We start from the raw sequence: 25,063 nt of genomic DNA on the forward strand, positions 1-25,063 counted from the left end.
AATTAGTTTACGTACTTTCCATAATCCGGAACGGCAATACGGTCAAATTCATTAACCAGTTTTCTCAGGCTTGTTGTTAGTAATTCACCAGACATCGGTAGTCCATGGCCAGTTACAGCAACCAATGGCTTTAAACTCTCAAGTTTAACAACAGATTGCTTTGCAGCTTCCCAATCAGTTGTTAAATAGCGAGGGGGTCCACTTATCTCCAATTCCTGATTTAATACTTTATACATATACTCTTGTTTTACAGTAGCAAAGGCGTCACCTGCGATTAACGCTCCGTCACTTTCCCTAAACAACGAAACATGACCGGGAGAATGTCCTGGGGTATGAATCCACCTAAATCCTGGCATATGGGGTACACTTCCGTTCGGGGGTAACGTTTGTACATGACTTCCAAGGTTTATTGGTTCATTGGGAAAAGATGGCGACATCTTCGCTACCAAACCACCTTCAACCGTAGGGTCTGGTTCCGGGTAATTTTTTACCCCTGTGAGGAACGGGAGCTCTAGCGGATGTGCATAAACCGGAACTCCCCAGTGTTCTACGAGTTCGATCACCCCTCCGACATGATCAAAGTGTCCATGGGTCAAAATTACTGCTTTGGGCCGGCTGTTTGCACCGAAACGTTCCTCAATGACAGAAATTATTTCATTTGCTGACTTTGGCATTCCGGCATCTACTAAAACGAACTCGTCAGATTTCGGGTTACCTACTAAACAGATATTTACAATTTGAATCGTGTAGCAAAATAAATCAGGTAGTATTTCAGTCCCCATACCACTTCCCACTGAAGTTACAGGAATAAACTTATAATCTGTACCGTAATTCAATTCTTCTTTCATTAGCTCATCCTCCTTATCGATGTTAAATTGACTTGCTGTAGTATACCCAGAAGTTTAGAATTATCCGATTTCCTACCCTTCCGCAGGCGGATTAGCAAACAATTAATGGACAAAACTAGCGCTTTTTACATGCGTGTCGCTGTGCGAAAAAAATGAATCCATTATACCATCGGTATTTTTTTACTTATGAATATGTATCTCATGAACATGGAACTATACTTCTGGTGGTCATTAAAATTTGAAGGAGCTGTTATGATGGGAATATTAAGTGGTAATCCAAAAAATGAACCTATGCATTACGGTGAAATCTTCAGCGTATGGCAATGTTCAACGGTCGCGAAGGGGGCACTTTCCTTTTACCAAGCATTTTCTAATCATGCAGGAGATAAAGATTTGAAAAAAATATTGGAGGCACTAATTGATCAAGCTAAACTTGAGATCAAAGAGTGTGATACTCTCCTCATTGATAACGGAATTGCTACAACACCAGTTTTACCAGAAAGACCTCCAGTAAAACTGGAAGACATTCCTGTTGGTGCAAGGATTACAGATCCTGAGATAGCAGCAAGTATTGCTTCTGATACTTCAATGGGATTGGTTGCTTGTAGTCAAGTTATGGGCCAATCCATTAGAGAAGATATCGGAGCCTTATTTGCGAAATATCACGTTACCAAAACCGCTTTAGGCCTTCGTATTCTCCAAATGAGTAAAGAAAAAGGGTGGCTTATTCCTCCGCCTCTTCAAGTGAAAAGACCGGAAGCTGTGGAAGTTTAAAAATGAAAAAGGATCCCTGCTGACATTAAAAGTTAGCAGGGATTTTTATATTTTAAAATAATTTATGTTGCTGGATTGATATGTAACCATATATTATTCCATAGGACACCTCTCTCTAACTGTTCGATGCTTTCTTTCCGCTGCCCAAGGCAGGGAGGATGCGTAATATGATTCAATATATAAATGATACTTTTTATAACTAAAACTCAGATGGGAAGCAATAAATCAACTTGTATAACTACAAACTTATGTCAGCGAAAAGATAGTAAGATGGGTCTGATATAACGCTTAGCTATATTCACGAAGAACGCTCCTGAGGTTCTTTTTGATTTGGAGTGAAATGTATGCGCTTTTAAATGTACTTCGCGAATATTGCAGCATGGGTTATTATAGAAATAATTAAGGTAATTTTCTCAAAATGTGGAATTGATTTAAGCCACCACTATCGGTCGTAAATTATCAACCTATGTGAATACGTTGGCCAAAACTGAATTTGCCATTGAGCAATTGATTGAGGAATCTGATGATGAATTAATGCAACTACAAAATAACAATTTTGCCAATAAATCAAATATGTTCCCTATAGTCTTTGTTATAAAGGCATGAAAACTATATTAGATAATAAGGGGGTAGCGGATGAAGATTAATCAAAAATATTCCTATGTTAATAAAGCAATCGCTTCTGTTCTTGTACTTGTATTCATCATAATGACATGTCCGGTATCTGCGCGCGCTGAGGTAGAGCAGGTGGAGACAACACCCTCCAGAATTGCGTTGTCTTCACTAGAGGAAACGATTGATTCATATGTGGCCACAAATCAAAAGAAAACCGCTGCCGTATCGGTTGTAGCTATCAAGAACGGTGAGACGATTGTGAATAAGGCCTATGGTTACGCAGATTTTGAGCAAAAGAGACAGGCAGACACCTCTAGTGTATTTGAATGGGGTTCAACCTCTAAACTGTTAGTCTGGACGAGTGTTATGCAACTTGTAGAGCAGGGGAAGCTTGATTTGGATACCGATATTCAGGAATATTTACCAGAAGGGTTTCTTAAGAAGCTTGAATACGATGCTCCCATCACCCTAAGGAACCTAATGCATCATAACGCAGGGTGGGAGGATAGATTGATCGATTTATGGTATTCATCCGAGAGTGATATTGTGGAGTTAGGTGAAGCTTTACAAAAATTTGAGCCAAGGCAGATTGATAAAACTGGGAGTGTCGTTGCTTATTCAAACTATGGTACGGCTATGGCTGCTTACATCGTTGAAGTGCAAAGCGGACAACCATTTTATAAATATGTAAATGAACATATATTTAAACCGCTGAATATGAAAGAAACTTCGATGCACCCGTCACAGCATGATAATCTAAACGTCTTGAAAAAGAGAAATGAGATTCAAGGGTACACTACGAGTCTGAAACTCATCCCTAAGAACAGAGCATACATAAGCTTATACCCTGCGGGGGCCGCCATTGGCACAGCAGAGGATGCAGCTAAATTTCTCGCAGCTTTAATGCCGGTGGATCATAGCAATTTATTATTCACGAATAAGGAAACGTTAGACGAGATGCTGTCACCAAGTCTATATTATGATGGAACTTCTAATCCTCGAATTGCACATGGCTTCTTTGAAGTGGAGTACTGGGTGCCTGCACTTGAACACGCTGGAAGTACGGCGGGCTTTACAAGTAAATTTGTTATTGACCCGGAGTCTAAATTTGGGTTAGTGGTCATGACAAACCAGTCAAATGAAATGGCTTATAGTGTTGGTCTTGTCCAAAAAGTGTTTGGAAGTAGCTTCAGTACAAATTCGGTTACATCTGAGAGTGGAGGATATTATCTGCCTGCGCGACGGGTCGTTTCCGGTTTTACGAAGGCATATTCGATGTTAAGTCTGCAGAAGTATACAACATTTGACCTTAGTAACTTTGCAAATGTTGTTGAGCGTAACGGGACTATTGAGAAGGTCTCCATTCCTTATAATGACTTTTTGCCCGTATCCAACTTGACGATAAACTTGATCAAAGCATCTTTTATTGCGCTTGCAGTAGCCATCCTACTCAGTTTGAGAGCGATAATTGGCTATATTATTCGGTTATCCAAATACAAATTAAAAAACTGGGAAAGACCCGGTACAGGCTTTGATAAGTATCATATTGCTATTAATATTGCCAGTGTAGCATTGATTTTAAATACGACTCTATTGTTCATGCGCGCCTTAGGCTTTTCCCCCTATTCTTCATTACGCATCCATCTCATCTTCAATTTGGTTTATGTGATTCTAGCAGCGGCGTACCTTGTTTTGATGTTCTACAAATTGCTGAAGAGAAATTACAGTAAAAAGCAAACGGTATTTTATATCATGTCTGGCATATCTGCTTTCCTATTTGCTACTTTTATTATGGGATGGGATTTGTACTTTTAGAGCGATATGCAACGTGCACTCAATCAGAAAGGGTACGAAATAACAGAAAGGACGAAACCATGAATATTCAGGATCTCCCCATTGAAATAAAAGAACATATAGGGAAAGTTCAGAAAATCACTTTTCCTAAGCAAGGTCATACTTCTACTGTGGCTATTCTGGATACGTTCGACCAAAAGTACATCATCAAGAAGACAGAAAACGATCTATATAATGAATGGTTATCCGATGAATATAAGATGCTTCGATACCTTCATCATTCGGGACTCCCTGTTCCAAAGGTATTTTTGTTTCATACTGAGGAGACATCGAGATGGCTTCTGATGGATTATATTGACGGAATAAGTTTAAGAGAATTTCTCTCTACGATGCCTGACCTTCAAAGTAAAGAAAAAGCGATTTTTAACTTTGGGCTCTGTTTAAAGAAAATACATGAATGTTCTTGTCCTGTTGAATTATTGAATAATGACAGTCTCTGGTTAGATACAATGCTTAACAAAGCAGAATATAATCTAACTCACTTTGCTGTAGACGGCTCAGCAGAACGACTTCAACAGTTGAAAAAAGCAAGGCCAAAACCAATAGACCATACTTTCATTCATGGAGATTTTACTATAGATAATGTGCTAGTTAATGATTGCAATATTGTTGGAGTTATTGACTGGGCAGGAGCGGCATATGGCGATCCAAGATATGATGTAGCATTAGCCATTAGACCAAAACTTAATGCGTTTGATAATGAAAGAGATAAAGAAATATTTTATAACGGGTATGGAAAGTTAAGAATAACGGATGAAGAGTACAATTATTTTGAAGACGGGATATATAACTTCTTTTAGTCTGGTTTTATTATTATATTCCAACGTATATCAATCTCTATAGAAGGAGTCGAAAAAATGAGCCCTCCAAAACATATCGTATCTGCCGCTGCAATCGTGATCAACGACAAAAATGAATTATTACTTATTAGAGGTCCACGAAGAGGATGGGAAATGCCAGGTGGTCAAGTGGAAGAACGAGAATCTCTTAGTCAAGCTGCGATCAGAGAGACGAAAGAAGAATCTGGCATCGACATTGAAATCATCAAATTCTGCGGCATCTTTCAGAATATCGAAAATTCAATCTGTAACACATTATTTCTAGCAAGACCGATAGGTGGGGAATTAATGACATCATCGGAGAGTTTAGAGTCTGGTTTCTTTCCAATTGAAGAAGCGATTTTAAAAGTCGAATGGAAAAACTTCAGAGAAAGAATAGAGTATTGCTTGAACCCTGAGATGCAACCTTTTTGCATTGAGTTCAGTGATAAGAATAATATTTAATGTTTCCGGAAAGGAGGTTCATATCAATGAAACGAGTCGATGTAGTTTACTCACTACTGACCAATCCATCCAAGTCTAAAGTGCTTGCAGTAAAGAATGTAGGGCGTTCAAGCTGGTCGCTGCCTGGCGGAGCTGTTGAATCTGGTGAATCATGGGAACAAGCAGCAATCCGGGAAGCCCAAGAAGAAACAGGACTTGATGTTAGCGTGCACGGTATTGTAGCAATCAACGAGTGTAAATTTGAAGAAATACAGGAACATGCCATTTTTATCACATTCAGAGCAGAAATTGTCGGAGGGGGAGAAGGGATATCAAGACCAGATGAAATCTCTGAGATGGCATGGTTGGATATAACACAGGCAGATGAACTGATGCCTTACTACAAGAACGGCTTTACAAGCTTACTTAATGGAAATGAGATTACATATTTCAACGAAGGTAACAAGTGATGTTCTGGTTGTATGTAGTGTATAAAGGGAGGCTAACAGATGGACAAGAACAGTGTTTATGAAACAAACAGCTTCTATTGGAATACAAAAGGGAATGACTTTTTGAGAGCGATCGTGCTTCCACATTATGGAGCGTTTATCTCAGAAGAAAAACACCAACTTTTTGGTGATGTCTCAGAATTAAAGATGTTAGAGGTGGGCTGTGGAGATGGTCAATCCTTGCAGTATCATGGAGACCACAAAGCTGGCGAGCTATGGGGTATGGATATATCCCAGAAACAGATAGAAAAGACACAACAACACTTGAGGACACACGGTATTTCGGCAACATTGATAAGTTCACCCATGGAAGAGGAATGTGGTATTCCTACGAATTATTTTGACGCTGTGTATTCGATTTATGCCATCGGTTGGACCACTGATCTTCAAGGTACTTTCAGCCGAATCGCTTCTTATTTAAAGAAAGATGGCATTTTTATTTTCAGCTGGTCTCATCCAATTCATAGATGTGTTGTTGAAGAAAACGATAGATTTGTTTTTAATAAGCCATATTCTGATGAATCGTGGTATGCGGTATCTCCTGATTTTGTTCAGGGTGAACTAACCTTGGCTGATCGTCAACTATCAACCTATGTCAATGCGTTAGCAAAAGCGGGATTTGTCATTGAACACATGATCGAGGAATCCGATGAGGATATTATGCAATTACATGATAATAGCGATAATCTCCTTAAAAGAGCGAAGGTGTTACCTGTAACCTTTGTGATCAAAGCGAGGAAACTTTAGAAGCGGACTTAGTTATTGGGGGAACTTATATGAACAAAATACCTTTATTTATAGTGACAGGCGCAAGTGGAACAGGAAAAACAACGATCTCTTCGCTTGTTCGCAAGCAGCTTCCCGAATTTGACGTCTTTGATATGGATATCATCGATAATGTGGATAGGCAGATTGCCAAAGAGAATTGGTTGAGGATTGCGTATAGCATATCGCTAAGTGGACGAGGAACCATTTTATGCGGAACGATGGTGCCGGAAAACATTGCATCGTCCGACTACATCGATCGATTTGATCGAATTCTATATATGAATTTGCATTGTGACGACGTTACTCGCGAGACGCGTTTAAGAGCTCGTGGGTGGGATGAGAACTCGATCGAAGATCACAAGAATTTTGCAAATTGGCTACTTCAGAATTCGGAAACTGCATTTGACCCGCCAATGCAAAAAATTGAAACGGCAGAACTTACAGCAGAGGAAGTGGCTGAACAGATTAAAGAATGGGTTCTAAAAAACTGGTGCGAGGAATGAATACCTAAGGATACTTAAAGAGTAGTGTATATCGTCTGCTAAGCGAAGGAGGACAAGTATTGTTTCTCAATGTATTACTTTGGTTGATCATCCTCTGGGTGATCTCTATCTATTTCAGTTTTCCCAAGAAAGATCGCATGAACACCGTCAATGTGCCAAGTACATATTACATTCAATCTTCCAATCGACTGGATATGCAAAAGAATTATGAATGTGCTGCATTTTCCAGTGCGTTCGTCTTGAGACATTTCGGTTTGGAGTCCAACGGTACTAAGCTTTATGAAACCTATCCTCGCAAATTACTGGATGGAACCGTATATCCGAAAGCGGTTGTTGTTTTTTTCAGAAAGCGAGGATACCAGGCAAAGTACTTACGTGGTAATGTGAATACGTTGAAGCAACAGATCAGTCAAGGGGTACCTGTTATTTTATTTATTAGAGTCCATGCCAAACAACGTTACTTGCATTTTGTTCCTGTTGTTGGTTACGATGAAACGCATTTTTACTTGGCTGAATCGTTAGATCACAAGATTAATTGTGATGAAGAGTATTACAACCGAAAAATCAGCATAAGTGAACTAAACACGTTATGGAGTTCGTGGTTACCCTTTTGTCAAAACTCATATATCGTTGTACATCCTAAGCAGATTTAAGAAGGCCCGCTCAAGGGACAGGTATTTTTACTTTGAACGAACGAATCGGCATTATTCGAAAAATCTGCATGGTTAAAACATGAAACTCATGCCCAATTGGCATGAGTTTTTCTGTGAACAAATCTCCCTACGTAAACAAGTTCGCTTTAGTCGATGGTTATGAAATATAGATAAAACGTATGGGCAATTGCTACGGAATTTATAGTTTTCTTGTAAATCAGCTGAGCTTTTTAATTAAATTGGTTGTTCGTCCACGCATCTATTCATCTACATACTTACGTTAAACTATGTCCATAGGGAGGTGTCCACATGGTGAGTCATTCAGAAGTGAAGAAACGAATGAAGAGAAAAAAGGCAGCATTACATCCGTGTAAACTTAAAAGAAAAGAACGCCGATTGAAAGTGGTTAAGAAGTTCGTTCACGTAAAATGTCCGCCTCCAGAAGTGAACATATCTACTCCTACTGTCGTTGGCCCAACAGGACCACAAGGGATACAAGGCGTGCAGTGTGTACAGGGTATTCCAGGTAAACAAGGGGTAGAAGGGCCACCTGGAGTTCAAGGACCGGCGGGAGGGCCGCCTGGACCACAAGGACCTCAGGGACAGCCTGGTCCTGCTGGAGCCGCAGGCTCTCAAGGTCCGGTCGGACCTGCTGGACCCATGGGAGCCCAGGGAATTCCGGGAGAGGCAGGGGCTGTAGGGCCACAGGGTCCGCAGGGTAACCCTGGGCCTGCCGGTGCAATTGGAGCTCAAGGTTTTCCTGGCCCCACTGGAGCTGTTGGGGCGACGGGTGCGACAGGAGTGGCAGGCCCGGCAGGCACAGCCGGTGCAGCAGGAGTGGCAGGCCCTGCTGGAGCAGTAGGCCCGGCAGGTACAGCTGGTGCAACAGGAGCGGTAGGCCCTGCTGGAGCAGTGGGTGGGACAGGAGCGACAGGAGGAGCTGGTCCCGCTGGGGCAACAGGATCTACAGGAGCGACAGGAGCAGCCGGAAGCGTGCTGGGATTCGCTGACTTTTTCGCACTGATGCCACCTGATAATGCTGCAACGGTTGCTCCCGGTACGGATGTAAGCTTTCCTCAGGATGGGCCAACAAGTGGAACAACGATCGCCCGCACGGGGCCTAGTTCATTCAATCTGGCAGCCATTGGTACGTATCAGATTTTGTTCCAAGTGAGCATCAATGAAGCGGGTCAATTAATCTTGACCCTCAATGGGACGGATTTGGCCCCTACAGTAGTTGGGAGAGCTACGGGAACGTCTCAGATTGTGGGTATGGCCTTGGTACAGACAACCGTGATTAATTCTATTCTGACCGTTCGGAACCCAGCTGGTAATTCTACTGCGTTAACAATTACGCCACTTGCGGGCGGAACAAGACCTGTATCGGCACCTTGTGATCACACAATTAGCATGAGTCCGTTAACAGCCCTGGCTAATTGTACTTTGCTTTATTAAATATGCATCCCCAATGGTAACGTTGGTGTGCTTGAACGGAGATCACAGTGCTTTACTCAGACTGTTATCTCCGTTGGAGCTGATGTTGTACATATGTATTCATTCACTCCTTCCTTGATTTTATTGTTCAAATATTTAATCGGGTTAACAAGTTCCGTGTCCGTCCGCATATACATTACAGAAGACGGGTCAAGACTCCGGCTGTCCTAAGTTGTATGAACGGAGGGAGAGACATGGGCATTGAATCATCCTGGATGTTTGATTTGTTTGGAACCGTCTTTCCGGTTGTATTTGTTCTGATTATAGGTATAGTCCTTCTGTCGATGGGAAAAGAGGTATGGAGGTGGGGACGCAACAACTCGGAGCCGCTGTTGACCGTGCCTTCACGTATCACCAGCAGACGGATGAAGATGAGTCAGTCGCAATCTGAACCAGGCAGTACAGCACGAACGTTATACTACGTCACCTTTGAAGTAGAGAGTGGAGATCGGCTCGAATTCAAAGTGAATGGCGAGGAGTATGGTTTGTGCGCTGAGGGGGACGAAGGACGGCTCTCATTCAAAGGAACGCGTTATGTAGGCTTCGAGCGATATAATCGCGTGTATTCTGAACGCCTACGTGGTTAAACCGAGCAGCTTGCGCCAGGATGGCGTGAGCTTTTTTTGATTATTTGCTGGACAAGCGTTTCTTAATGGCCCTGACGTGTATTTATATAAGAAGAGGCATAATGAGATTATGATCAAAGGATCATTACCATAGAGGAGGCAATGAATATGTCATTTACAGATCAGGTCGTTGTTGTAACCGGTGCCGCTCAGGGAATAGGACGGAGTGTGGCTGAGGCTTATGCGGTTGCCGGGGCCAAAGTTGTACTTGCTGACTACAAGGAAGCGGAGGGTGCGGCAGCCGCAGCTTCCATTCGTAATGAAGGTGGAGAAGCCATTTTTGTCCAATGTGATGTTCGGAGCGAGCGTGACATTACGAACCTTTTTCGTACGACCGTAGATGAATTCAAACAAATTGATGTTTTGGTGAATAATGCAGGACTCGCCAAATGGAAATCACCCTATGAGCTAACGTTGGAAGAATGGGACGATGTACTCAATACGAATGTGAGAAGCTGCTTTTTGGCGAGTCGGGAAGCAGCCAAACATATGAAAAGCAATGAACACGGGGGTGCCATTATCAATATGGCTTCTACACGTGCACTGATGTCTGAGCCGGATACCGAAGCTTATGCCGCTTCCAAAGGAGCGATTGTGGCTCTGACACATGCGCTGGCGGTCTCACTGGGCAAAGACCAAATTCGGGTCAATTGTATCAGTCCGGGATGGATTGAGACAGGTGACATGGATAAATTGAAAAAGGAGGATCATGAACAGCATCCCTCCGGTCGTGTGGGTGTTCCTTCCGATATCTCCCGTGCTTGTCTATATTTATCTGATCCAAGCAATACCTTTGTCACAGGGACCAACCTCGTTATTGATGGAGGCATGACCCGAAAAATGATATATGAGGACTAGAACCGGGATAGAGCCGGACGAGCCCTCCGCTATACCAACTTAAGAGTAATAAGCCCAAGTTAAGCACTTGGGCTTATTTGTTTTTGATAACTCGGTTGCTATAATAAATGTGATTTTACAACAGTAGAGGAATGGAGGGAGTATATGTTCGGGAAACAATCCCGGAAGGTATTTTGGCTGTTACTGCTGATCGGAGGGATGATAATGATAGGGAATGAGTCACCTGCTGAAGCTGACGGCGCGGATATACGGGCGGCCTGGGTATGGCAGGCACAGTCTGTTAGCAACGGAGATGAGCTGTTGGCCAATGCAGCTAAACATAAGATAAACAGGCTGTACGTGAATGTAGACATGACACTCTCCAAGGAGGTATACCAGACGTTTATAGCCAAAGCTAGCCGTGCAGGTATTGCGGTTGAAGCGCTGGGAGGTGATCCATCCTGGGCGGTAAGTGGCCGTGAAGGCCCCATGCTCAGATTAGCGTCATGGGTAACTGACTACAATCAGGCTGCTGAGCCCAACGAGCAATTTGATGCCATTCATCTGGATATCAAGCCCTATGTGTTACCAGCTTGGCAAGAAGATGCCCAGTCACTGGTACAATCCTGGGTAGCGAATATGAATCTGTTATTTGAGCAAGTGAGACAGGATGGTGCAGTTGCCATGAATATGGATCTGCCATTTTGGCTGGATTCGTACACCGTTACAGGGAATAGAGTTGCTGGGGATGCAGATAACGAACCATTGTCACGTTGGTTCATTGGACAAGTAGATCATGTCACTTTACTCGCTTACCGTGATAACGCACAAGGGAATAATGGGATTATCCGTTTAATTGAACAGGAAATGAACTGGGCCGATACCAGCGATGTAAGCGTCACGGTTGGGTTGAACACCAAACCCATGCCTGGTGAGGAATTTACGACATTTGCCGGTAAAGGTGCATCGCAGCTGGAAAGCGTTATGGAAGAAGTTGCCGCAGCATTCAGCAGCCATACTTCCTACGCTGGTTCTGCTGTACATGACATCGTATACTGGGGACAATTGGAGCCATCAGAACTGCCATCACCCGAGATTCGGGGGACGTATATCTGGGAGGCCTCTCAGGTGACGAATGACGGGGGAGAGCACATACTAGAGTTTGCGAGAGCGCAAAATATTAACTGGTTGTATGTTCGGTTAGATCTGGATCAACCTTATTCCAGTTACCGCAGTTTTGTGAAAAGGGCAAAAGCGCAGGGCATTGAGATCCATGCGATGGGCGGACACCCGATCTGGGGCAAAAAGGAAAACCGTCCACGCATTCAGCGATTGATTGATTATGTGAAAAACTACAATGCTGAATCCGAGCCGGATGAACGATTTGAAGGCATCCATCTGGATATTGAGCCTTACACTTTGCCGGAGTGGGAAAGTAATCCGGACACCCTGTTGACTGAATGGGCGGCCAACATTACATTTTTCCAGGAAGAAACGAAGAAGGACAGCGATCTTGAAACAAGTGCAGATCTTGCTGTATGGCTGGATACCTTCCCGTTGCCGGGAAAAGACATGTCTGTGACAGAGTTTATGATTGATACACTTGATCATGTGTCGATGATGGCATTCCGTAATCATGCAGAAGGGTCCAATGGCATTGCTGCTGTTGTGAGTCAGGAGATGGAGATTGCAGATCGTCTGGGCAAAAGGTTGATGATTTCGGTTGAGATGAAGCAGAATCATGAAGGTCCTCATATTTCTTTTTATGAGAAAGGGGCAGCGGAGATGGAACTTCAGCTTGCCAAGCTTCCGGATCTGCTGGCCGAACATCAGGCTTACCAGGGCAACATTGTTCATGCTTACGATTATTGGATTGAAGCCAAGCCTTAAACCGGCGAGTATTATAAGAAATGAATTGCTTCGGGACTTCACCTTGGGTGGGGTTCCGGGCTTTTTTTGTGGAAAAAAGATGGAATCGTGTCACCGAATGGGCTCCTGCACAATACGATGTACGGTGATGAACAGCTGAAATAAGGGAGGTAACAAACTATGGCTGTTATTAAAGCCAACTCAGAGGACGTCAAGCTGCTCGCTAGACTGCTGAGGGCGGAGGCTGAAGGTGACGGCGAACAGGGCATGTTGCTTGTAGGCAATGTAGGTGTGAACCGGGTGCTGGTGGACTGTCTGGACTTTGGGGATATTCGAGACATCAACCGCATGGTATTTCAGAACCCCGGAGGCTTCGAGTCAACACAGAAGGGATACTTCTACCAACGGGCGAGACAATCCGAGATTCGTCTGGCGCAACGTGTAATCAATGGAGAACGGTTTTGGCCAGCCAGCAACTCGTTGTGGTTTTTCCGACCTGTGGGCGACTGTCCGGATACGTGGTATAACCAGCAAAATACAGGACGTTTCAAAGCACATTGTTTCTTCAGTCCGACAGGCGATGACTGTCCGGAAGTATATTAAACTTTAGGAGGAATCACAATGATTAATCAGCCTTATCAACCAACGACTCAAACACTGGGTCAGCAAGCGAATTCTGTGTTGGGTCAACAAGCCAATTCTCAGGTTCAAGGTACGTCATACAAAATTGGTAACGGAATGCCTAGCATGTCACCAACACCAGGCATGGTATCCCCTAGCTCAACTAGTGTACCGCCACTTGTATCCAGCGGAAGTCCAATGACACCCACGGGTGCTGTGGTTACAACAACGGCTCCTCAATTTGAGCAATCGTACATCGAGAATATTTTGCGTCTGAATCTTGGCAAATTCGGAACGTTCTACATGACATACGAAGGCAACAAAGAATGGAACGCTCGCATATTCCAAGGTATTATTGAAGCAGCGGGGCGTGACCATATTATTATCAGCGACCCGAAGACAGGAAGACGGATCATGCTGTTGATGGTCAACTTCGACTATGCTACATTTGATGAGCCATTGTTGTATCAATATCCGGGCGTGGTAGGTAACTACCCACAAGCTCCAAGCAGACGTTAATCGGCGCTTCACGATTTCAATGGATATTTGACATCTCTGACACATACTGAATTTCAGGCTGTCCCGAATGCGGAGGTTATCTGTAGACGGGACGGCTTTTTACATAAGCATTTATGCGAAATTGTTTCAATAGACCGAGTCAGACGTAACCTTTTGATAAAAACATGGCACTTATATATGAACAGAACAAGCAACATGCCTATATGAAGGGAGTCCATAGCATTGAAGTCTTGGATTGAAGGAGCGATGAAGGGGGAACCCGAAGCTTACGCACAACTGATGTCTCAATATCGCGGGATGGCTCTTGCTGTTGCCTACAATCGTTTAGGAGACACATTTTGGGCTGAAGATGTCGTACAGGAGGCATTTACTGAGGCCTTTGGCAATCTGTCCAAGCTGGAGGACTCGGAGGCCTTTCCGGGGTGGTTCAAGGTGATCGTGGAGAGACAGTGTTATCGCTGGTTACGACGCAAGCAGCATACCATGATTCCCGTTCAGGAGTTGGAGCATGTTTTCCATGAAGAGGAGGATCAGGCACATAATCCGGAAAAACAGGCGGTGCAAAACGAGATGCATCGTACGCTGCGTGAATCTATTGCAATACTGCCATCATCGATGCGGATAGCTGTTGAACTGTTTTATTTGGAAGGATACTCACTCAAGGAAATATCGGATTTCCTCGGGGTCAAGGTACCTGCATTAAAGAAAAGACTGTTCGATGCCCGATCCAAACTTAAGCGCTCTATGCCAGTAAGGGATCTGGTTTCTGTGTTCAGTGACTTGTATGAAGGAGGAAAAGGGTTGTTACACATTATGAATGGGGATCACGCTGCCAATCGTTTAAGAGAGAGTGGAATCGAGGGAGATATCCTCGTATGGAGAGAATTGTACACGTTCGGACCGGTAGTTCAACATATGGATGATGCAAAGGAGCGGAAGAATCGGGCATCCGTATTAGAACGGCAGTTGGGCATTCCACAGACGGAATACTTGCAGATTGAGGAGCTTGAACGCAAGTTGCATTCGTTTCAACAATATAAGGAGATTGTCCTATGGTTTGAATACGACCTCTATGATCAGACGATGTTATCTTACCTGTTACATTATTTCAAAGGACAAGCGCTCCAGAATACGATACTAAATCTGCTCTGTATTGACTCGTATCCAGAAATTGAGCACTTTAGAGGACTGGGACAGCTTACCTCCACACAGATTGAGCGGCTGTCCGGTAGCTGGCATGTGATTAACACGGACGAGCTACAAGCCGGTGCACAGTTCTGGGAAGCCTATACGTCAACGGATATCCGGCATCATCTGGATTACTTGCAGACGGACACTTCTGCGCTACCCTTTACAAAAGCTGCCTTTAAGGCACACTTGTCTCGTTTGCCATCTGTATTGAACGGTCTAGGGATCATTGAGCAGACAACACTGGAGACCATAAGAGCGGGTGTAGATCGTCCATATCCATTATTTCGCGAGGTTGGGGACAAGCTGCATATTCTTGGGATGGGTGATCTTGAATACTGGGCACATCTGAGGCGAATGACAGAAGGAACGCATGCTCTACTTCAGATGACCGGTGCAACAACATTCCCTAATTTCATGCAGCATGATGAAACATTCCGGGACGGAGTCCTGTCGTTAACGGAACTCGGAATTCAGGTATTGAATGGAGAAGCCGATTGGGCACTGCTTGAGCAAGACGAATTCTGGATCGGTGGATTGCATAATGCAAGTGGAAAACAAGCCAGATGGCGCTGGAATCCTGCTTCTGAGACTGTAGTAGAGATTGAGTCGACATTGTAATTAGCGGATAGAATTTGAGAAAATAACAGTATTGCGAAAAGAGAGTATCTAGCCACGCGGAAGCATGAGCTAGGATACTCTTTTTGAACTGGTTAGATGATGGTTTATAAAATGTTAAAGAAACAGCGTAATCATTACTTTTGTTAAAGAAAAAAGGCGTTTGTGCCATTTCGTTGTCATAGGACACGGATTGACTGTGTAGTGTAGAATTATATAATAAAAGAAGCATATCTTTATTATTCGACAGAACAAGGTGGAGGTGGAAGCATTGGGAAGTTGAAATTGCATATGAGCGGCAGAATGGCTAATATCCTACATTTTCGAAGGAGGTGGACCTATTTGCCGAAGAATGACGGCGAATAGGATGAAAATTTGAGTGACCCCTTACCGAGTATTTTAAATTTATTATTAATCGGTTTACTTGTATTAATGAATGGTTTCTTTGTGTCGGCGGAATTCGCGATGGTGAAAGTTCGTGGAAGTCGGATTGAGGCTTTGGTGGAAACAGGCAACAAAAATGCAAAATACGCTTCCAATATCATACGTAATATGGATGCATATCTGTCAGCTTGTCAATTAGGTATAACGCTGGCTTCACTGGGACTTGGATGGTTGGGTGAACCTGCAATTGCACACCTGTTAGAGCCTCTGTTTACCGCATTTGGACTAGGACCGGTCTATGTTCATGGAATCTCTATTGCCATTGCATTTGTAATTATTACAATCTTGCATATTGTATTGGGGGAACTTGCTCCCAAGACGATGGCGATTCGAAAGTCTGAAACGATCACACTGTGGTCAGCGGCCTTGCTAACGTTCTTCTACAAATTAATGTATCCATTCATATGGGCACTGAACGGTATGGCTAACGGCTTGTTGAGACTGTTCCGAATGGCACCTGCTTCCGAGATGGACGACGCGCATAGTGAAGATGAATTACGTATTCTCATGAAAGAAAGCAATAAGAGCGGTTTAATTGATAACACTGAATTAGCACTTGTTGATAATATATTTGATTTTACGGATACAACTGCCCGTGAAATAATGATTCCGCGGACGGAAATGATCTGTCTGAATGCCAATCAGTCCATGCTGGAAAATCTGGAGATTGCCAGTGAGAGTATGCGAACAAGGTATCCGGTATATAACGGAGACAAGGATCATATTATCGGCTTTATTCACATTAAGGATCTGATGCGATCCCAACTTACGGATACCATCTCCGTGATCCGGCCTATCCTGGCTGTGCCAGATACTACCCTGATCAGTGATCTGCTCAAGCGAATGCAGCGCAGCAAGACACAGATTGCGATTCTGATTGATGAATACGGGGGAACCTCCGGGCTTGTCACACTTGAAGATATCATGGAAGAGATCGTAGGTGAGATTCAGGATGAATTCGACCAGGAGCGTCCTGCCATTGAGCAAGTGGATGAGATGGAATACTCCATTGATGGATTGATGCTGATTGAAGAAGTCAGTGAACGATTCGGACTGGAGATGGATCGTGTCGATTACGATACCATCGGAGGCTGGCTATACTCCAGAGTAGATGCCATTCCACCTGAGGTCGGTCAATCGGTTGAGTATGGAGGTTATGTATTTGTCATTCAAGAGACAGAGCATAAACGGATTTCCCGAGTAAATGTGATTAAGCTGGAACTGTTGGTTGAAGAAGAAGGCGCGTAGCCAGATCAAAATTGAAACAAATGAAGCTGTATGGTGACATAATGGTCATCGTACAGCTTTTTTTGCATGCTCATGATTCTGTAGTGCAGTTATTAATATTGGCATTATCCAATACATACGGGATGGAATAATTTAAGTTTCACAATGTTAGAAATGTATATAAAATACAAAAGACGCTTCCGACAGCAACATCGGAGCGTCTAAATTTTTTTGAAACCTGTCACCCGATCCGTCCGTTTATACCCTTACACAAAATCAAGTATGAAGCGGAGGATGGAATAATATGCGGAAAATGAAAACGGAAAGTGCAGCATCTAAACTAAAAATAAGCCTTGTTGCCTTGTTAATGGTGCCAACGCTCCTGGCTATATCTACGTCTGAGCCAGCCGTTGCAAGCCCGACGATCACCGTGTCCTCTGGTGCTCTTACAGCTCCACCGCCGCCAGAACCATCCATCCATTCGCTTGCTAACACTCGCGAACTTGGACATATCTATCAGGCGGTCGGTGCAATTATCCCAGGAGGAGGCCTGTCGGCTATTGTCAATACCAAAACCACAACATATACAGCAATGAAGACACTTTCCGTAGATTATCGACTTGAGCGCTGGACAGGAACAGCATGGGTAACTTTCAAAGCCAGTTCCAACAATGCAACGAATACAAATCTATTGAATGCCTCATCGGATTGGACCGTTATGCCAGGATATTATTATCGCGTTACCAGTATTCATACAGCGTATGATGGAAGTACTACGGATACAAGCAAACATGTCTCTGGCAACGTGTTATTTTAAACTTAGCGACGGGTGCTGCCGGGAAACTTCTGCTCTTGAAAATCGTTGGCAATAGCAGTCATTTCTTCTTCCGAAAGGGTGCCAAACAGACTCATATTGTTGGAACCCATCATCCACTGAAAGGAGTTATAGGGTGGGCCGATATACATTAGTGCTTCTGTGCCGTCAGCCAGCTTCACGGTGCTCATGTCACGAAGCATGGCCCCTTCAATTTTCTCCCCAGGCATAACATAGACATAATCAAACTGGATAATCTCCTCCTCTATGCTTTTGCCTTCACTGGTATATTGAACTCGCATTTGTGTGGACTCATAATAATCGTCAGGATTCACAGGGTTTTCAGTATCGAGTACGAGTTCGAACTTGACCTTGTTGAATCGCTCCGGAATGGCCTTGGATAACAGAAAGTCACCCATGAACCCTTCGCGTGCAATCTCTTCCGTAACAAGTACTGGACGAAGCATGTGGCTCGATAACTCATACGAAGGTGTATGAAGAGCCTCTTCTTCTTGTGCTTTAAGCATATCTTCCAATCCCGTTTCCGGTGGTGGAGGCGTTTTGGCTGTTGACGGATCAGCCCCCAGATGGGTCGTACGATCCTCAATGATAATGGATTTCATGCCATTGCCCCAATCCTTGATGGATTGCACAAATGGGGATACGGCTTGTGTACCGGACGGCAGGCTGAAAATAACCGCCCCGATGGTCACGGATGCAGCGACTACAACAGATAGCCTTAACGTACGTATTCTTTTTTTACGTAAACCGATTCTGTTAATTTCCCGTTGTACCTTCTGCCAGGATTGCTGCATGGATTCGGTATGGGAGGCGGAAGGGGCAGAGACGGCCTGATGGAAAGCTTCATCAAAAGCCAGATCAAACGCAGCGTCGAAATAGTCGTCTTCCATCTCTGAATCGAATCGCTCCACATGCTTATCGGACTTGCCTTTGCTCAATGCTTCCACCCCATTCCTTATGTAATTTCTTCTTGATACTGCCGCGGGCTCTGAACAAACGTTGCTTCACAATGTCTTCGGAGGTATCCAGCAGTTCGGCCATCTCTCTGTAGGAGAGACCTTTTTTCCACCGTAACTCCACCAGTACACGATATTCCGGTTTGAGCTGTCCGAGATAATATTCAATAGACTCTTCCATCATCTGCGTCTCTACCATGCTTTCCACGGAAGCTGCTGTCTGATTCATCGTCTCTATATCTATAAAAACACTATCTGTATCCAATTGGTTACGGTTATTTTTATTTTTTCTCAGATAATTGATAGCGGTGTTCCGCGTGACGACCTTGAGCCAGGCTTTTAGTTTGACCTCGTCTTCAAAGATGGGTTTGTTTTTAATGATTTTGATAAAAGCTTCCTGAATAATATCTTCTGCTGCTGCACGCTCCTTGATGATATAAACGATAAGACCATGTACCATATTATAATATTCATAATACACTTCTTCTTGAAGTGTAGATCCTAAATTATGGAAATCTGAGGCGAGTAGTAACTGGAGCCGATTGGCCATGATGTTCTCCTTTCTGGTGAACAATCCACAAACATTGGTATCATTACATTTTACAACATAATATGGAAACGATACAATGGGAGGTTGGTCCGAAAAAAACCAGATGAAGAGAGCATGTGCTGCCTCCGGACAAATTGCTGAAAATTAATAAAAAGGCTTTCTTGCAACCATAAGCACATGGTTGCAAGAAAGCCTTGATGACTGTTCAGTGAAAATATATTCCGGGGAAGAACTTAACCGTTATCCCGTTAGAATGCCCAGTCTCCCTTAAGGAAGATGGCTTCACGTTCACCGTTTGCCGTAATACCGTAGATATCCGTCTCGGGCGAGCCCATCATGAAGTCCACATGAGTAATGCTGGAATTCATGCCGCGAGCAGCAAGTTCTTCGGGAGACATTGTCTTGCCACCTTGGATATTAGAGGCATAAGAACTGCCGATTGCAAGGTGACAGGAGGCGTTCTCATCATACAATGTGGTGTAATACAAGATACCGCTTTCTGAAATTGGGGAATGGAAGGGAACTAGAGCTACTTCGCCAAGGTAATGCGAACCTTCATCCATAGAGATGAGTCTCTCGAGCATATTGTGACCTTCCTCCGCATGAAAATCAATAATGCGCCCATTCTCGAAGGTGAGTGAGAAACGATCAATGATGCTTCCACCATAACTGAGCGGTTTGGTGCTGGATACTGTACCGTTAACACCATGCTTGGCTGGAGCTGTGTATACTTCCTCTGTAGGGATATTCGCTACAAAAGGCGTACCTTGCTCATTCACGCTGCCAGCTTGTGCCCAGATATGTCCCTCAGGAAGTTCAACGGTCAGATCCGTCCCCGGGGAGAGGAAGTGCAGTGCTTGATACTTTTTGTTATTCAGGGCAACTGCCTTGGTTTCCAGTCTTCCAATATGCTGTTCCCAGGCTGCAACAGGGTCCTCCAGATCGGCTCTCACCGCTGCAAAAATGGCTTCCCATAGCTGGTTAACCTGCTCCGTTGCAGGGAGATCCGGGAATACTTTGGCTGCCCAATCGGGGGATGGACAAGCCACGCCCGTCCAGCTCATTTTATCCGCCTGTTGATACTGACGGTACTTGGCCATCGCTAGGCCAAATGTACGCTGATGGGTGGAAATCCGCTCCGGGTCAATACCTTTCATCAGGTCTGGGCTGGATGACAATACGGTCAAAAAAGCTGCATTATTGGCTGCCAGTTCTTCAAGCTCCGCTGCATGCCACTTCGGTGGCTCTTGGAAGGACTCCTCAGGGGCCATCTCAAACCGCAAGCGATTGACGGTTTCATCTCCGTATTTTACAATAACCTGCTTGGCGCCAGCTTCGTATCCCTTACGCACCAACAAGCGTACAAATTCAGCGGTATCAATCATTGCACTAATGACAAATACTTGTCCTGGCTGCACGTTTGCGCCTACTCTTACAGCCAGTTCTGCGTAACGATCCAGTTTTTGTTCAAAACTTAACATATGCGTTCCCTCCAGTTGTTGAATTTTTGACCTGTTGACACAGGAAAAGAGAGGAGTAATCTCCTCTCTCCACATCAAACGGGATTAAAATGCCCAGTTTCCTTGCAGGAAGATCGGCTCTTCCGTGCCTTCGGAGGTTACGCCGTGAATGTTCATTTCTCCAGATCCGATCATGAAGTCTACATGAGTGAGACTGGAGTTCATACCACGTTCAATCAGCTCTTCTTTGGACATCGTTTTACCACCTTCCAGACAGAAGGCATAGGCATTACCAATCGCCAAATGGTTGGAGGCATTCTCATCAAACAACGTATTGTAGAACAAAATATTTGTATCCGAAATTGGTGACTGGTGTGGAACGAGGGCTACTTCACCCAGATAGTGTGCACCTTCATCCATCTCAATCAGGTTTTTGAGTGCATCCAGTCCCTGCTCAGCGGTGTAATCTACGATTCGACCGTTCTCAAATGTAAGGGAGAATCCGTCAATCAGGTTGCCGCCGTAGCTCAGTGGTTTCGTGCTACGCACTGTGCCGTTAACACCCGTTTTCAGCGGAGCCGTGAATACTTCTTCCGTAGGCATATTGGCAATAAAGACATGTCCTTGCTCATTCACACTTCCACCGGATACCCAGATATGGCCTTCCGGAAGTTCAATGGTCAAGTCTGTGCCTGGAGCTGTATAGTGAAGCTTCTTGTATTTTTTGTTGTTCAGCAGATCAGCGCGGGAATCAAGGTTTTGCAAATGGGTTTTCCATTCGGCAACAGCATCCTGCTCACCGATCCGTACGGTTTTGAAAATGACGTCCCACAGGCGATCCACTTGTTGTGCTTCTGGCAGATCCGGGAACACCTTAGCTGCCCATTCCGGAGAAGGGACGGCCACGATAGACCAGCTGAATTTGTCAGCCATCTGATACGAACGGTATTTTTCGAGCGCTTTGCCGCGCACTTTTTGGCTAGTAATGATGCGTTCCTGAGCTACACCATTAAGCAGATCCGGATTTTCAGCGATGACGTGCAGAATAGCGGCACCTTCTTCGACGAGTTCAGTCATCTCAGCTGCAAACCATTTCGGTTCAATGGAGAAGGCTTCATCTGGTGCAAGATCGTAATGAAGACGTGTAACGGTCTCATCGCTCCAGTTAACTTTGACCAATTTGGCGCCTTTACCGTACGCTGCTTTGACAATCAGTCGTACAAAATGTGCTGCAGAGATTGGCGCGTTAACCACAAGTGTCTGTCCGGGGTGGATATTGACACCGACTTGTACAGCCAGTTCAGCATACTGCTGCAGATTCGTTTCAAAAGTATTCATGCTATTTTTTCCTCCAATGTGATAATAATATCGTAGCTTGTTGGCTATTATAGTCCTCATTACAACTATGTAAGGACTCAGAATGGTTCCTTCATTGAATAAGGTATACGTTGCTACGTTATATATTGTACAATTAACCAATAATAATTACCAAACTAGGTTTCCCAGAAATGTTGGAGACCGCCTGTAGATGAAAGATTAAAGGAGAGAATGATTGTGAATATTGAAATTATAAGTGCTGAAATGCGCCGTGAAGGTGAAAAAGGATATGTAGGAAATACCGTTTATCGCACAGAAGGCGAAAAGTCAGTATATGAGATTACCTTCATGAGCAAGAACGGAAAGGATTGGGACTACAGTTTGCATTTCACGGAGCAATCGGGTGATGAAGAAGAGTTACTGCGTATGGACGAGTTACTGGAGAATGATGACGATCTGTACAATCAATTGCTCGATGCTGCTTTGGAGGCATTTCCGGCTTAACTAGCCGAGATGTTCTTGTTCTATTGTGTTGTGTCGATGACTATACTAGACGGTGTATGCCCGAAACAGGGTGTATACCGTCTATTTTATTGGAAATGTTGAATAGATGATCCAGAAAAGGGAAGTCTACGAGAAGAATGGAACCAGAGAGACAATCCGCCAAATGGGAGGTAACCGTGAATGGCATCTGACAATCTGATTACAGAAGGGTTGACGGGACTTGAAGAAGTCGCGCCCGATATTCTCAGTCTGCGTACACTATTTGTTAATGTCGTGTTCATCGGAGAGCCAGGAAGCAGGAACTGGGTCCTCGTGGACACCGGAATGGCGAGGTTCACAGATCATATTGTTCAGGTTGCAACAGAACGATTTCAGGGTCCGCCGTCTGCGATCATATTGACGCATGGTCACTTCGACCATGTGGGGACCGTTATTGAGCTGGAACAATTTTGGGGTGTACCGGTGTATGCTCATCCGCTTGAAATTCCGTATTTAACAGGATTGAAAGATTACCCACCAGCGGACCCTTCTGTAGGTGGAGGTTTGATGTCCAGGTTGTCATTCGCTTATCCTAATGAGGCGATCAATCTGGATGATCGGATATTCAGTTTACCCAATGATCATTCCGTTCCAGGCGTACCAGGGTGGGAGTGGGTGCACACGCCAGGTCATACTCCTGGGCATGTGTCGCTGTTCCGGGAAGCAGACCGTTTATTAATTGCAGGAGACGCGATCATCACAGTGAAACAGGAATCGCTGTGGAGTGTGTTGCTTCAGGACAAACAGTTGCATGGCCCGCCTTCCTATTTCACGACTGATTGGCAGGCAGCTCATCAATCCGTCCAGCATATAAGGCATTTGGAGCCAAAACTTGCGATTACCGGGCATGGGCATGCCTTGAGCGGAAATATGCTGGCAGAATCCCTGAAGCGGCTTGATATGGATTTTGAAGAGAGCACTGTGCCGGATCACGGCAAATATGTGGATTAATTGAACCAACAGAAGAAGGCAAGCAGAGACAGCCGCAGCGGATTGCAGCTGTCTTTTTTGTTTTTCTATCATGAATTTGTTCTCTATCATAGATTGGTATTTTGTGCTCGGGCATGATATAGTCGAGCCGTATAATATAACCTTAGTATGCAGGAGGTACATATATCGATGACACAACAAAATGCAGCATTTGAAGAACAATTTGGAGGGATACCGGCCATTTGGCTTCGTTTTAATCAGTTTGAAGCGGCAGTTATTCCAAGCGTGGGTGCCAACCTCGTTGCTTTCCGTGACACTGAAAAGGGTTTCCGTTATTTGAGAGAACCGAATCAGGATCAGATGGATGAGTTTATGGCTGCACCAGCGGTCTATGGAATTCCGATTCTTTCTCCACCGAACCGTTATGAGGATGGACGTTTCCCCTGGAATGGTAAAGTCTATCAATTGCCTGTGAACGAACCGGCTACAGGCAACCATTTGCATGGATTTTTGCATGATGCGGAGTGGAAGGTCGAAGGATATGGTTCTGATCAGTTGGAGAGCTATGTGTTGCTTAGCCAAGATGTGAAAGAAGGACATGCATTCTATCAGTACCTGCCGTTTACGTTCACCGTGACGCTTCGTTACTCTTTGAGCAGCCAAGGGCTTCAGCAACAATTGATTGTTCGTAATAACGGGCAAGAATACATGCCTAATCTGTTTGCATTCCACACAGCAATTGCTGTTCCTTTTGCACCGGATAGTCAATCCTCGGATTACACGGCCAAAGTTACGATTGGGCAACGACGTGAATTGAATGAGCGTTCTCTGCCAACAGGACAATTTCAACCGCTTACACCTGAGGAAGAACAATTGAAGAAAGACGGAGTTAGTCCGTTCTTTGCTGCCATGGATAATCATTACACTGCAGAACCGCAAAATGGTCGTAACTATATGGAGCTCACGGACCACCGTACTGGAGACAAACTGGTATATGATGTAGGTACTTCCTACAAGCACTGGATGATCTGGAATAATAACATGGGTGGCGAATTCTTCTGTCCTGAACCACAGATGAACCTGGTTAACGCTCCTAATGTTGAAGGCATCCCGGCAGAAGAAATCGGATTGGTCGGTCTGGAACCAGGTGAACTATTCGAACAGAGCAGCCGATTGTATCCAATTGCGGCACAAAAATAATTCACGTTCGTTTTGCGCTACGCTTACAATTTTGTCGAAAAGG

Annotated in this window: 25 protein-coding genes; 20 read left to right on the forward strand and 5 right to left on the reverse strand. The window is 44.3% G+C overall.

Annotated elements, in window-relative coordinates:
- Positions 1 to 2: 2 nt before the first annotated feature.
- The gene (locus MHH93_RS01280; protein ID WP_500052320.1) at positions 3 to 848 is read right to left on the reverse strand and encodes an MBL fold metallo-hydrolase; all 846 of its coding nucleotides are present in this window, start codon (positions 846 to 848) and stop codon (positions 3 to 5) included.
- Positions 849 to 1,103: 255 nt separating this feature from the next.
- On the opposite strand from MHH93_RS01280, the gene MHH93_RS01285 reads away from it, so the two are divergent.
- The 17 genes from MHH93_RS01285 (at position 1,104) to MHH93_RS01365 (ending at position 18,046) form a co-directional block, all read left to right on the forward strand.
- Positions 1,104 to 1,622: a DUF3231 family protein gene (locus tag MHH93_RS01285; protein ID WP_342570247.1), complete on the forward strand. Its 519-nt coding sequence runs from the start codon at positions 1,104 to 1,106 to the stop codon at positions 1,620 to 1,622.
- Between the two features lie 636 nt (positions 1,623 to 2,258).
- Positions 2,259 to 4,052, forward strand: a complete 1,794-nt coding sequence (locus MHH93_RS01290; protein ID WP_500052322.1) for a serine hydrolase domain-containing protein — start codon at positions 2,259 to 2,261, stop codon at positions 4,050 to 4,052.
- Positions 4,053 to 4,111: 59 nt separating this feature from the next.
- A complete protein-coding gene (locus MHH93_RS01295) occupies positions 4,112 to 4,891 on the forward strand; it encodes a phosphotransferase (RefSeq protein WP_500052323.1) in 780 nt (259 codons plus the stop codon).
- A gap of 57 nt (positions 4,892 to 4,948) precedes the next feature.
- Positions 4,949 to 5,374, forward strand: a complete 426-nt coding sequence (locus MHH93_RS01300) for an NUDIX hydrolase (RefSeq protein ID WP_500052325.1) — start codon at positions 4,949 to 4,951, stop codon at positions 5,372 to 5,374.
- Positions 5,375 to 5,400: 26 nt separating this feature from the next.
- A complete protein-coding gene (locus MHH93_RS01305; RefSeq protein WP_500052326.1) occupies positions 5,401 to 5,823 on the forward strand; it encodes an NUDIX hydrolase in 423 nt (140 codons plus the stop codon).
- Positions 5,824 to 5,862: 39 nt separating this feature from the next.
- The gene (locus tag MHH93_RS01310; protein WP_500052328.1) at positions 5,863 to 6,609 is read left to right on the forward strand and encodes a class I SAM-dependent methyltransferase; all 747 of its coding nucleotides are present in this window, start codon (positions 5,863 to 5,865) and stop codon (positions 6,607 to 6,609) included.
- A gap of 29 nt (positions 6,610 to 6,638) precedes the next feature.
- A complete protein-coding gene (locus MHH93_RS01315; protein WP_500052329.1) occupies positions 6,639 to 7,133 on the forward strand; it encodes an AAA family ATPase in 495 nt (164 codons plus the stop codon).
- A 59-nt stretch (positions 7,134 to 7,192) separates the two neighbouring features.
- Positions 7,193 to 7,786 carry a C39 family peptidase gene (locus tag MHH93_RS01320; RefSeq protein ID WP_500052332.1) on the forward strand — a complete coding sequence of 198 codons (594 nt, stop codon included), beginning with the start codon at positions 7,193 to 7,195 and terminating at the stop codon, positions 7,784 to 7,786.
- Positions 7,787 to 8,095: 309 nt separating this feature from the next.
- Entirely contained in the window at positions 8,096 to 9,241 is a 1,146-nt protein-coding gene (locus MHH93_RS01325) for a collagen-like protein (protein WP_500052333.1), read from the forward strand.
- A gap of 233 nt (positions 9,242 to 9,474) precedes the next feature.
- On the forward strand, positions 9,475 to 9,867 hold the full coding sequence (locus MHH93_RS01330) for a DUF2500 domain-containing protein (RefSeq protein ID WP_017688132.1): 393 nt from the start codon (positions 9,475 to 9,477) through the stop codon (positions 9,865 to 9,867).
- A 147-nt stretch (positions 9,868 to 10,014) separates the two neighbouring features.
- On the forward strand, positions 10,015 to 10,764 hold the full coding sequence (locus MHH93_RS01335; protein WP_500052339.1) for a glucose 1-dehydrogenase: 750 nt from the start codon (positions 10,015 to 10,017) through the stop codon (positions 10,762 to 10,764).
- Positions 10,765 to 10,968: 204 nt separating this feature from the next.
- Positions 10,969 to 12,633 (forward strand): hypothetical protein, encoded by a 1,665-nt coding sequence (locus tag MHH93_RS01340; RefSeq protein ID WP_500052342.1) that lies wholly within the window; start codon positions 10,969 to 10,971, stop codon positions 12,631 to 12,633.
- Between the two features lie 159 nt (positions 12,634 to 12,792).
- Positions 12,793 to 13,215 (forward strand): cell wall hydrolase, encoded by a 423-nt coding sequence (locus MHH93_RS01345; protein ID WP_500052345.1) that lies wholly within the window; start codon positions 12,793 to 12,795, stop codon positions 13,213 to 13,215.
- Between the two features lie 75 nt (positions 13,216 to 13,290).
- Entirely contained in the window at positions 13,291 to 13,752 is a 462-nt protein-coding gene (gene gerQ, locus MHH93_RS01350) for a spore coat protein GerQ (RefSeq protein WP_500053293.1), read from the forward strand.
- A 222-nt stretch (positions 13,753 to 13,974) separates the two neighbouring features.
- The gene (locus MHH93_RS01355) at positions 13,975 to 15,561 is read left to right on the forward strand and encodes a sigma-70 family RNA polymerase sigma factor (protein WP_500052350.1); all 1,587 of its coding nucleotides are present in this window, start codon (positions 13,975 to 13,977) and stop codon (positions 15,559 to 15,561) included.
- 372 nt (positions 15,562 to 15,933) lie between these two features.
- The gene (locus tag MHH93_RS01360) at positions 15,934 to 17,250 is read left to right on the forward strand and encodes a hemolysin family protein (RefSeq protein ID WP_500052352.1); all 1,317 of its coding nucleotides are present in this window, start codon (positions 15,934 to 15,936) and stop codon (positions 17,248 to 17,250) included.
- A gap of 283 nt (positions 17,251 to 17,533) precedes the next feature.
- Complete coding sequence (locus MHH93_RS01365; RefSeq protein WP_500052354.1) at positions 17,534 to 18,046, forward strand: hypothetical protein; 513 nt, start codon at positions 17,534 to 17,536, stop codon at positions 18,044 to 18,046.
- Positions 18,047 to 18,048: 2 nt separating this feature from the next.
- On the opposite strand, the gene MHH93_RS01370 is transcribed toward MHH93_RS01365, so the two are convergent.
- From MHH93_RS01370 to MHH93_RS01385, 4 genes are all read right to left on the reverse strand, one after another.
- On the reverse strand, positions 18,049 to 19,002 hold the full coding sequence (locus MHH93_RS01370) for a hypothetical protein (protein ID WP_500052356.1): 954 nt from the start codon (positions 19,000 to 19,002) through the stop codon (positions 18,049 to 18,051).
- Positions 18,980 to 19,570 (reverse strand): RNA polymerase sigma factor, encoded by a 591-nt coding sequence (locus MHH93_RS01375; protein WP_500052358.1) that lies wholly within the window; start codon positions 19,568 to 19,570, stop codon positions 18,980 to 18,982. The genes MHH93_RS01370 and MHH93_RS01375 overlap by 23 nt, the downstream gene beginning before the upstream one ends.
- Before the next feature lie 248 nt (positions 19,571 to 19,818).
- Positions 19,819 to 21,051 carry an aminopeptidase gene (locus MHH93_RS01380; RefSeq protein ID WP_500052360.1) on the reverse strand — a complete coding sequence of 411 codons (1,233 nt, stop codon included), beginning with the start codon at positions 21,049 to 21,051 and terminating at the stop codon, positions 19,819 to 19,821.
- An 84-nt stretch (positions 21,052 to 21,135) separates the two neighbouring features.
- Positions 21,136 to 22,368: an aminopeptidase gene (locus MHH93_RS01385; protein ID WP_440389480.1), complete on the reverse strand. Its 1,233-nt coding sequence runs from the start codon at positions 22,366 to 22,368 to the stop codon at positions 21,136 to 21,138.
- 210 nt (positions 22,369 to 22,578) lie between these two features.
- Here MHH93_RS01385 and MHH93_RS01390 point away from each other — a divergent pair, with 210 nt between their 5' ends.
- The 3 genes from MHH93_RS01390 to MHH93_RS01400 all read left to right on the forward strand — a co-directional run bounded on the left by MHH93_RS01390 (position 22,579) and on the right by MHH93_RS01400 (position 25,020).
- Positions 22,579 to 22,851 carry a hypothetical protein gene (locus tag MHH93_RS01390; protein WP_047843332.1) on the forward strand — a complete coding sequence of 91 codons (273 nt, stop codon included), beginning with the start codon at positions 22,579 to 22,581 and terminating at the stop codon, positions 22,849 to 22,851.
- A gap of 180 nt (positions 22,852 to 23,031) precedes the next feature.
- Complete coding sequence (locus MHH93_RS01395) at positions 23,032 to 23,841, forward strand: MBL fold metallo-hydrolase (RefSeq protein WP_500052363.1); 810 nt, start codon at positions 23,032 to 23,034, stop codon at positions 23,839 to 23,841.
- A gap of 168 nt (positions 23,842 to 24,009) precedes the next feature.
- Positions 24,010 to 25,020 carry an aldose 1-epimerase gene (locus tag MHH93_RS01400; protein WP_500052365.1) on the forward strand — a complete coding sequence of 337 codons (1,011 nt, stop codon included), beginning with the start codon at positions 24,010 to 24,012 and terminating at the stop codon, positions 25,018 to 25,020.
- Positions 25,021 to 25,063 lie beyond the last annotated feature (43 nt).

Origin of the sequence: Priestia sp. FSL H7-0729, assembly GCF_038005685.1 — a bacterium.
In the GTDB taxonomy this organism is placed as follows: domain Bacteria; phylum Bacillota; class Bacilli; order Paenibacillales; family Paenibacillaceae; genus Paenibacillus.

Bases quoted from the DNA above. Each gene is read 5' to 3' on its own strand.
- MHH93_RS01395 (WP_500052363.1), top strand. From the start codon at position 23,032: ATGGCATCTGACAATCTGATTACAGAAGGGTTGACGGGACTTGAAGAA.
- MHH93_RS01340 (WP_500052342.1), top strand. From the start codon at position 10,969: ATGATAGGGAATGAGTCACCTGCTGAAGCTGACGGCGCGGATATACGG.
- MHH93_RS01365 (WP_500052354.1), top strand. From the start codon at position 17,534: ATGCGGAAAATGAAAACGGAAAGTGCAGCATCTAAACTAAAAATAAGC.
- MHH93_RS01375 (WP_500052358.1), bottom strand. From the start codon at position 19,570: ATGGCCAATCGGCTCCAGTTACTACTCGCCTCAGATTTCCATAATTTA.
- MHH93_RS01330 (WP_017688132.1), top strand. From the start codon at position 9,475: ATGGGCATTGAATCATCCTGGATGTTTGATTTGTTTGGAACCGTCTTT.
- MHH93_RS01390 (WP_047843332.1), top strand. From the start codon at position 22,579: ATGATTGTGAATATTGAAATTATAAGTGCTGAAATGCGCCGTGAAGGT.
- MHH93_RS01290 (WP_500052322.1), top strand. From the start codon at position 2,259: ATGAAGATTAATCAAAAATATTCCTATGTTAATAAAGCAATCGCTTCT.
- MHH93_RS01345 (WP_500052345.1), top strand. From the start codon at position 12,793: ATGGCTGTTATTAAAGCCAACTCAGAGGACGTCAAGCTGCTCGCTAGA.
- MHH93_RS01280 (WP_500052320.1), bottom strand. From the start codon at position 848: ATGAAAGAAGAATTGAATTACGGTACAGATTATAAGTTTATTCCTGTA.
- MHH93_RS01300 (WP_500052325.1), top strand. From the start codon at position 4,949: ATGAGCCCTCCAAAACATATCGTATCTGCCGCTGCAATCGTGATCAAC.
- MHH93_RS01305 (WP_500052326.1), top strand. From the start codon at position 5,401: ATGAAACGAGTCGATGTAGTTTACTCACTACTGACCAATCCATCCAAG.
- MHH93_RS01295 (WP_500052323.1), top strand. From the start codon at position 4,112: ATGAATATTCAGGATCTCCCCATTGAAATAAAAGAACATATAGGGAAA.
- MHH93_RS01385 (WP_440389480.1), bottom strand. From the start codon at position 22,368: ATGAATACTTTTGAAACGAATCTGCAGCAGTATGCTGAACTGGCTGTA.
- MHH93_RS01335 (WP_500052339.1), top strand. From the start codon at position 10,015: ATGTCATTTACAGATCAGGTCGTTGTTGTAACCGGTGCCGCTCAGGGA.
- MHH93_RS01380 (WP_500052360.1), bottom strand. From the start codon at position 21,051: ATGTTAAGTTTTGAACAAAAACTGGATCGTTACGCAGAACTGGCTGTA.
- MHH93_RS01285 (WP_342570247.1), top strand. From the start codon at position 1,104: ATGGGAATATTAAGTGGTAATCCAAAAAATGAACCTATGCATTACGGT.
- MHH93_RS01400 (WP_500052365.1), top strand. From the start codon at position 24,010: ATGACACAACAAAATGCAGCATTTGAAGAACAATTTGGAGGGATACCG.
- MHH93_RS01325 (WP_500052333.1), top strand. From the start codon at position 8,096: ATGGTGAGTCATTCAGAAGTGAAGAAACGAATGAAGAGAAAAAAGGCA.
- MHH93_RS01315 (WP_500052329.1), top strand. From the start codon at position 6,639: ATGAACAAAATACCTTTATTTATAGTGACAGGCGCAAGTGGAACAGGA.
- MHH93_RS01310 (WP_500052328.1), top strand. From the start codon at position 5,863: ATGGACAAGAACAGTGTTTATGAAACAAACAGCTTCTATTGGAATACA.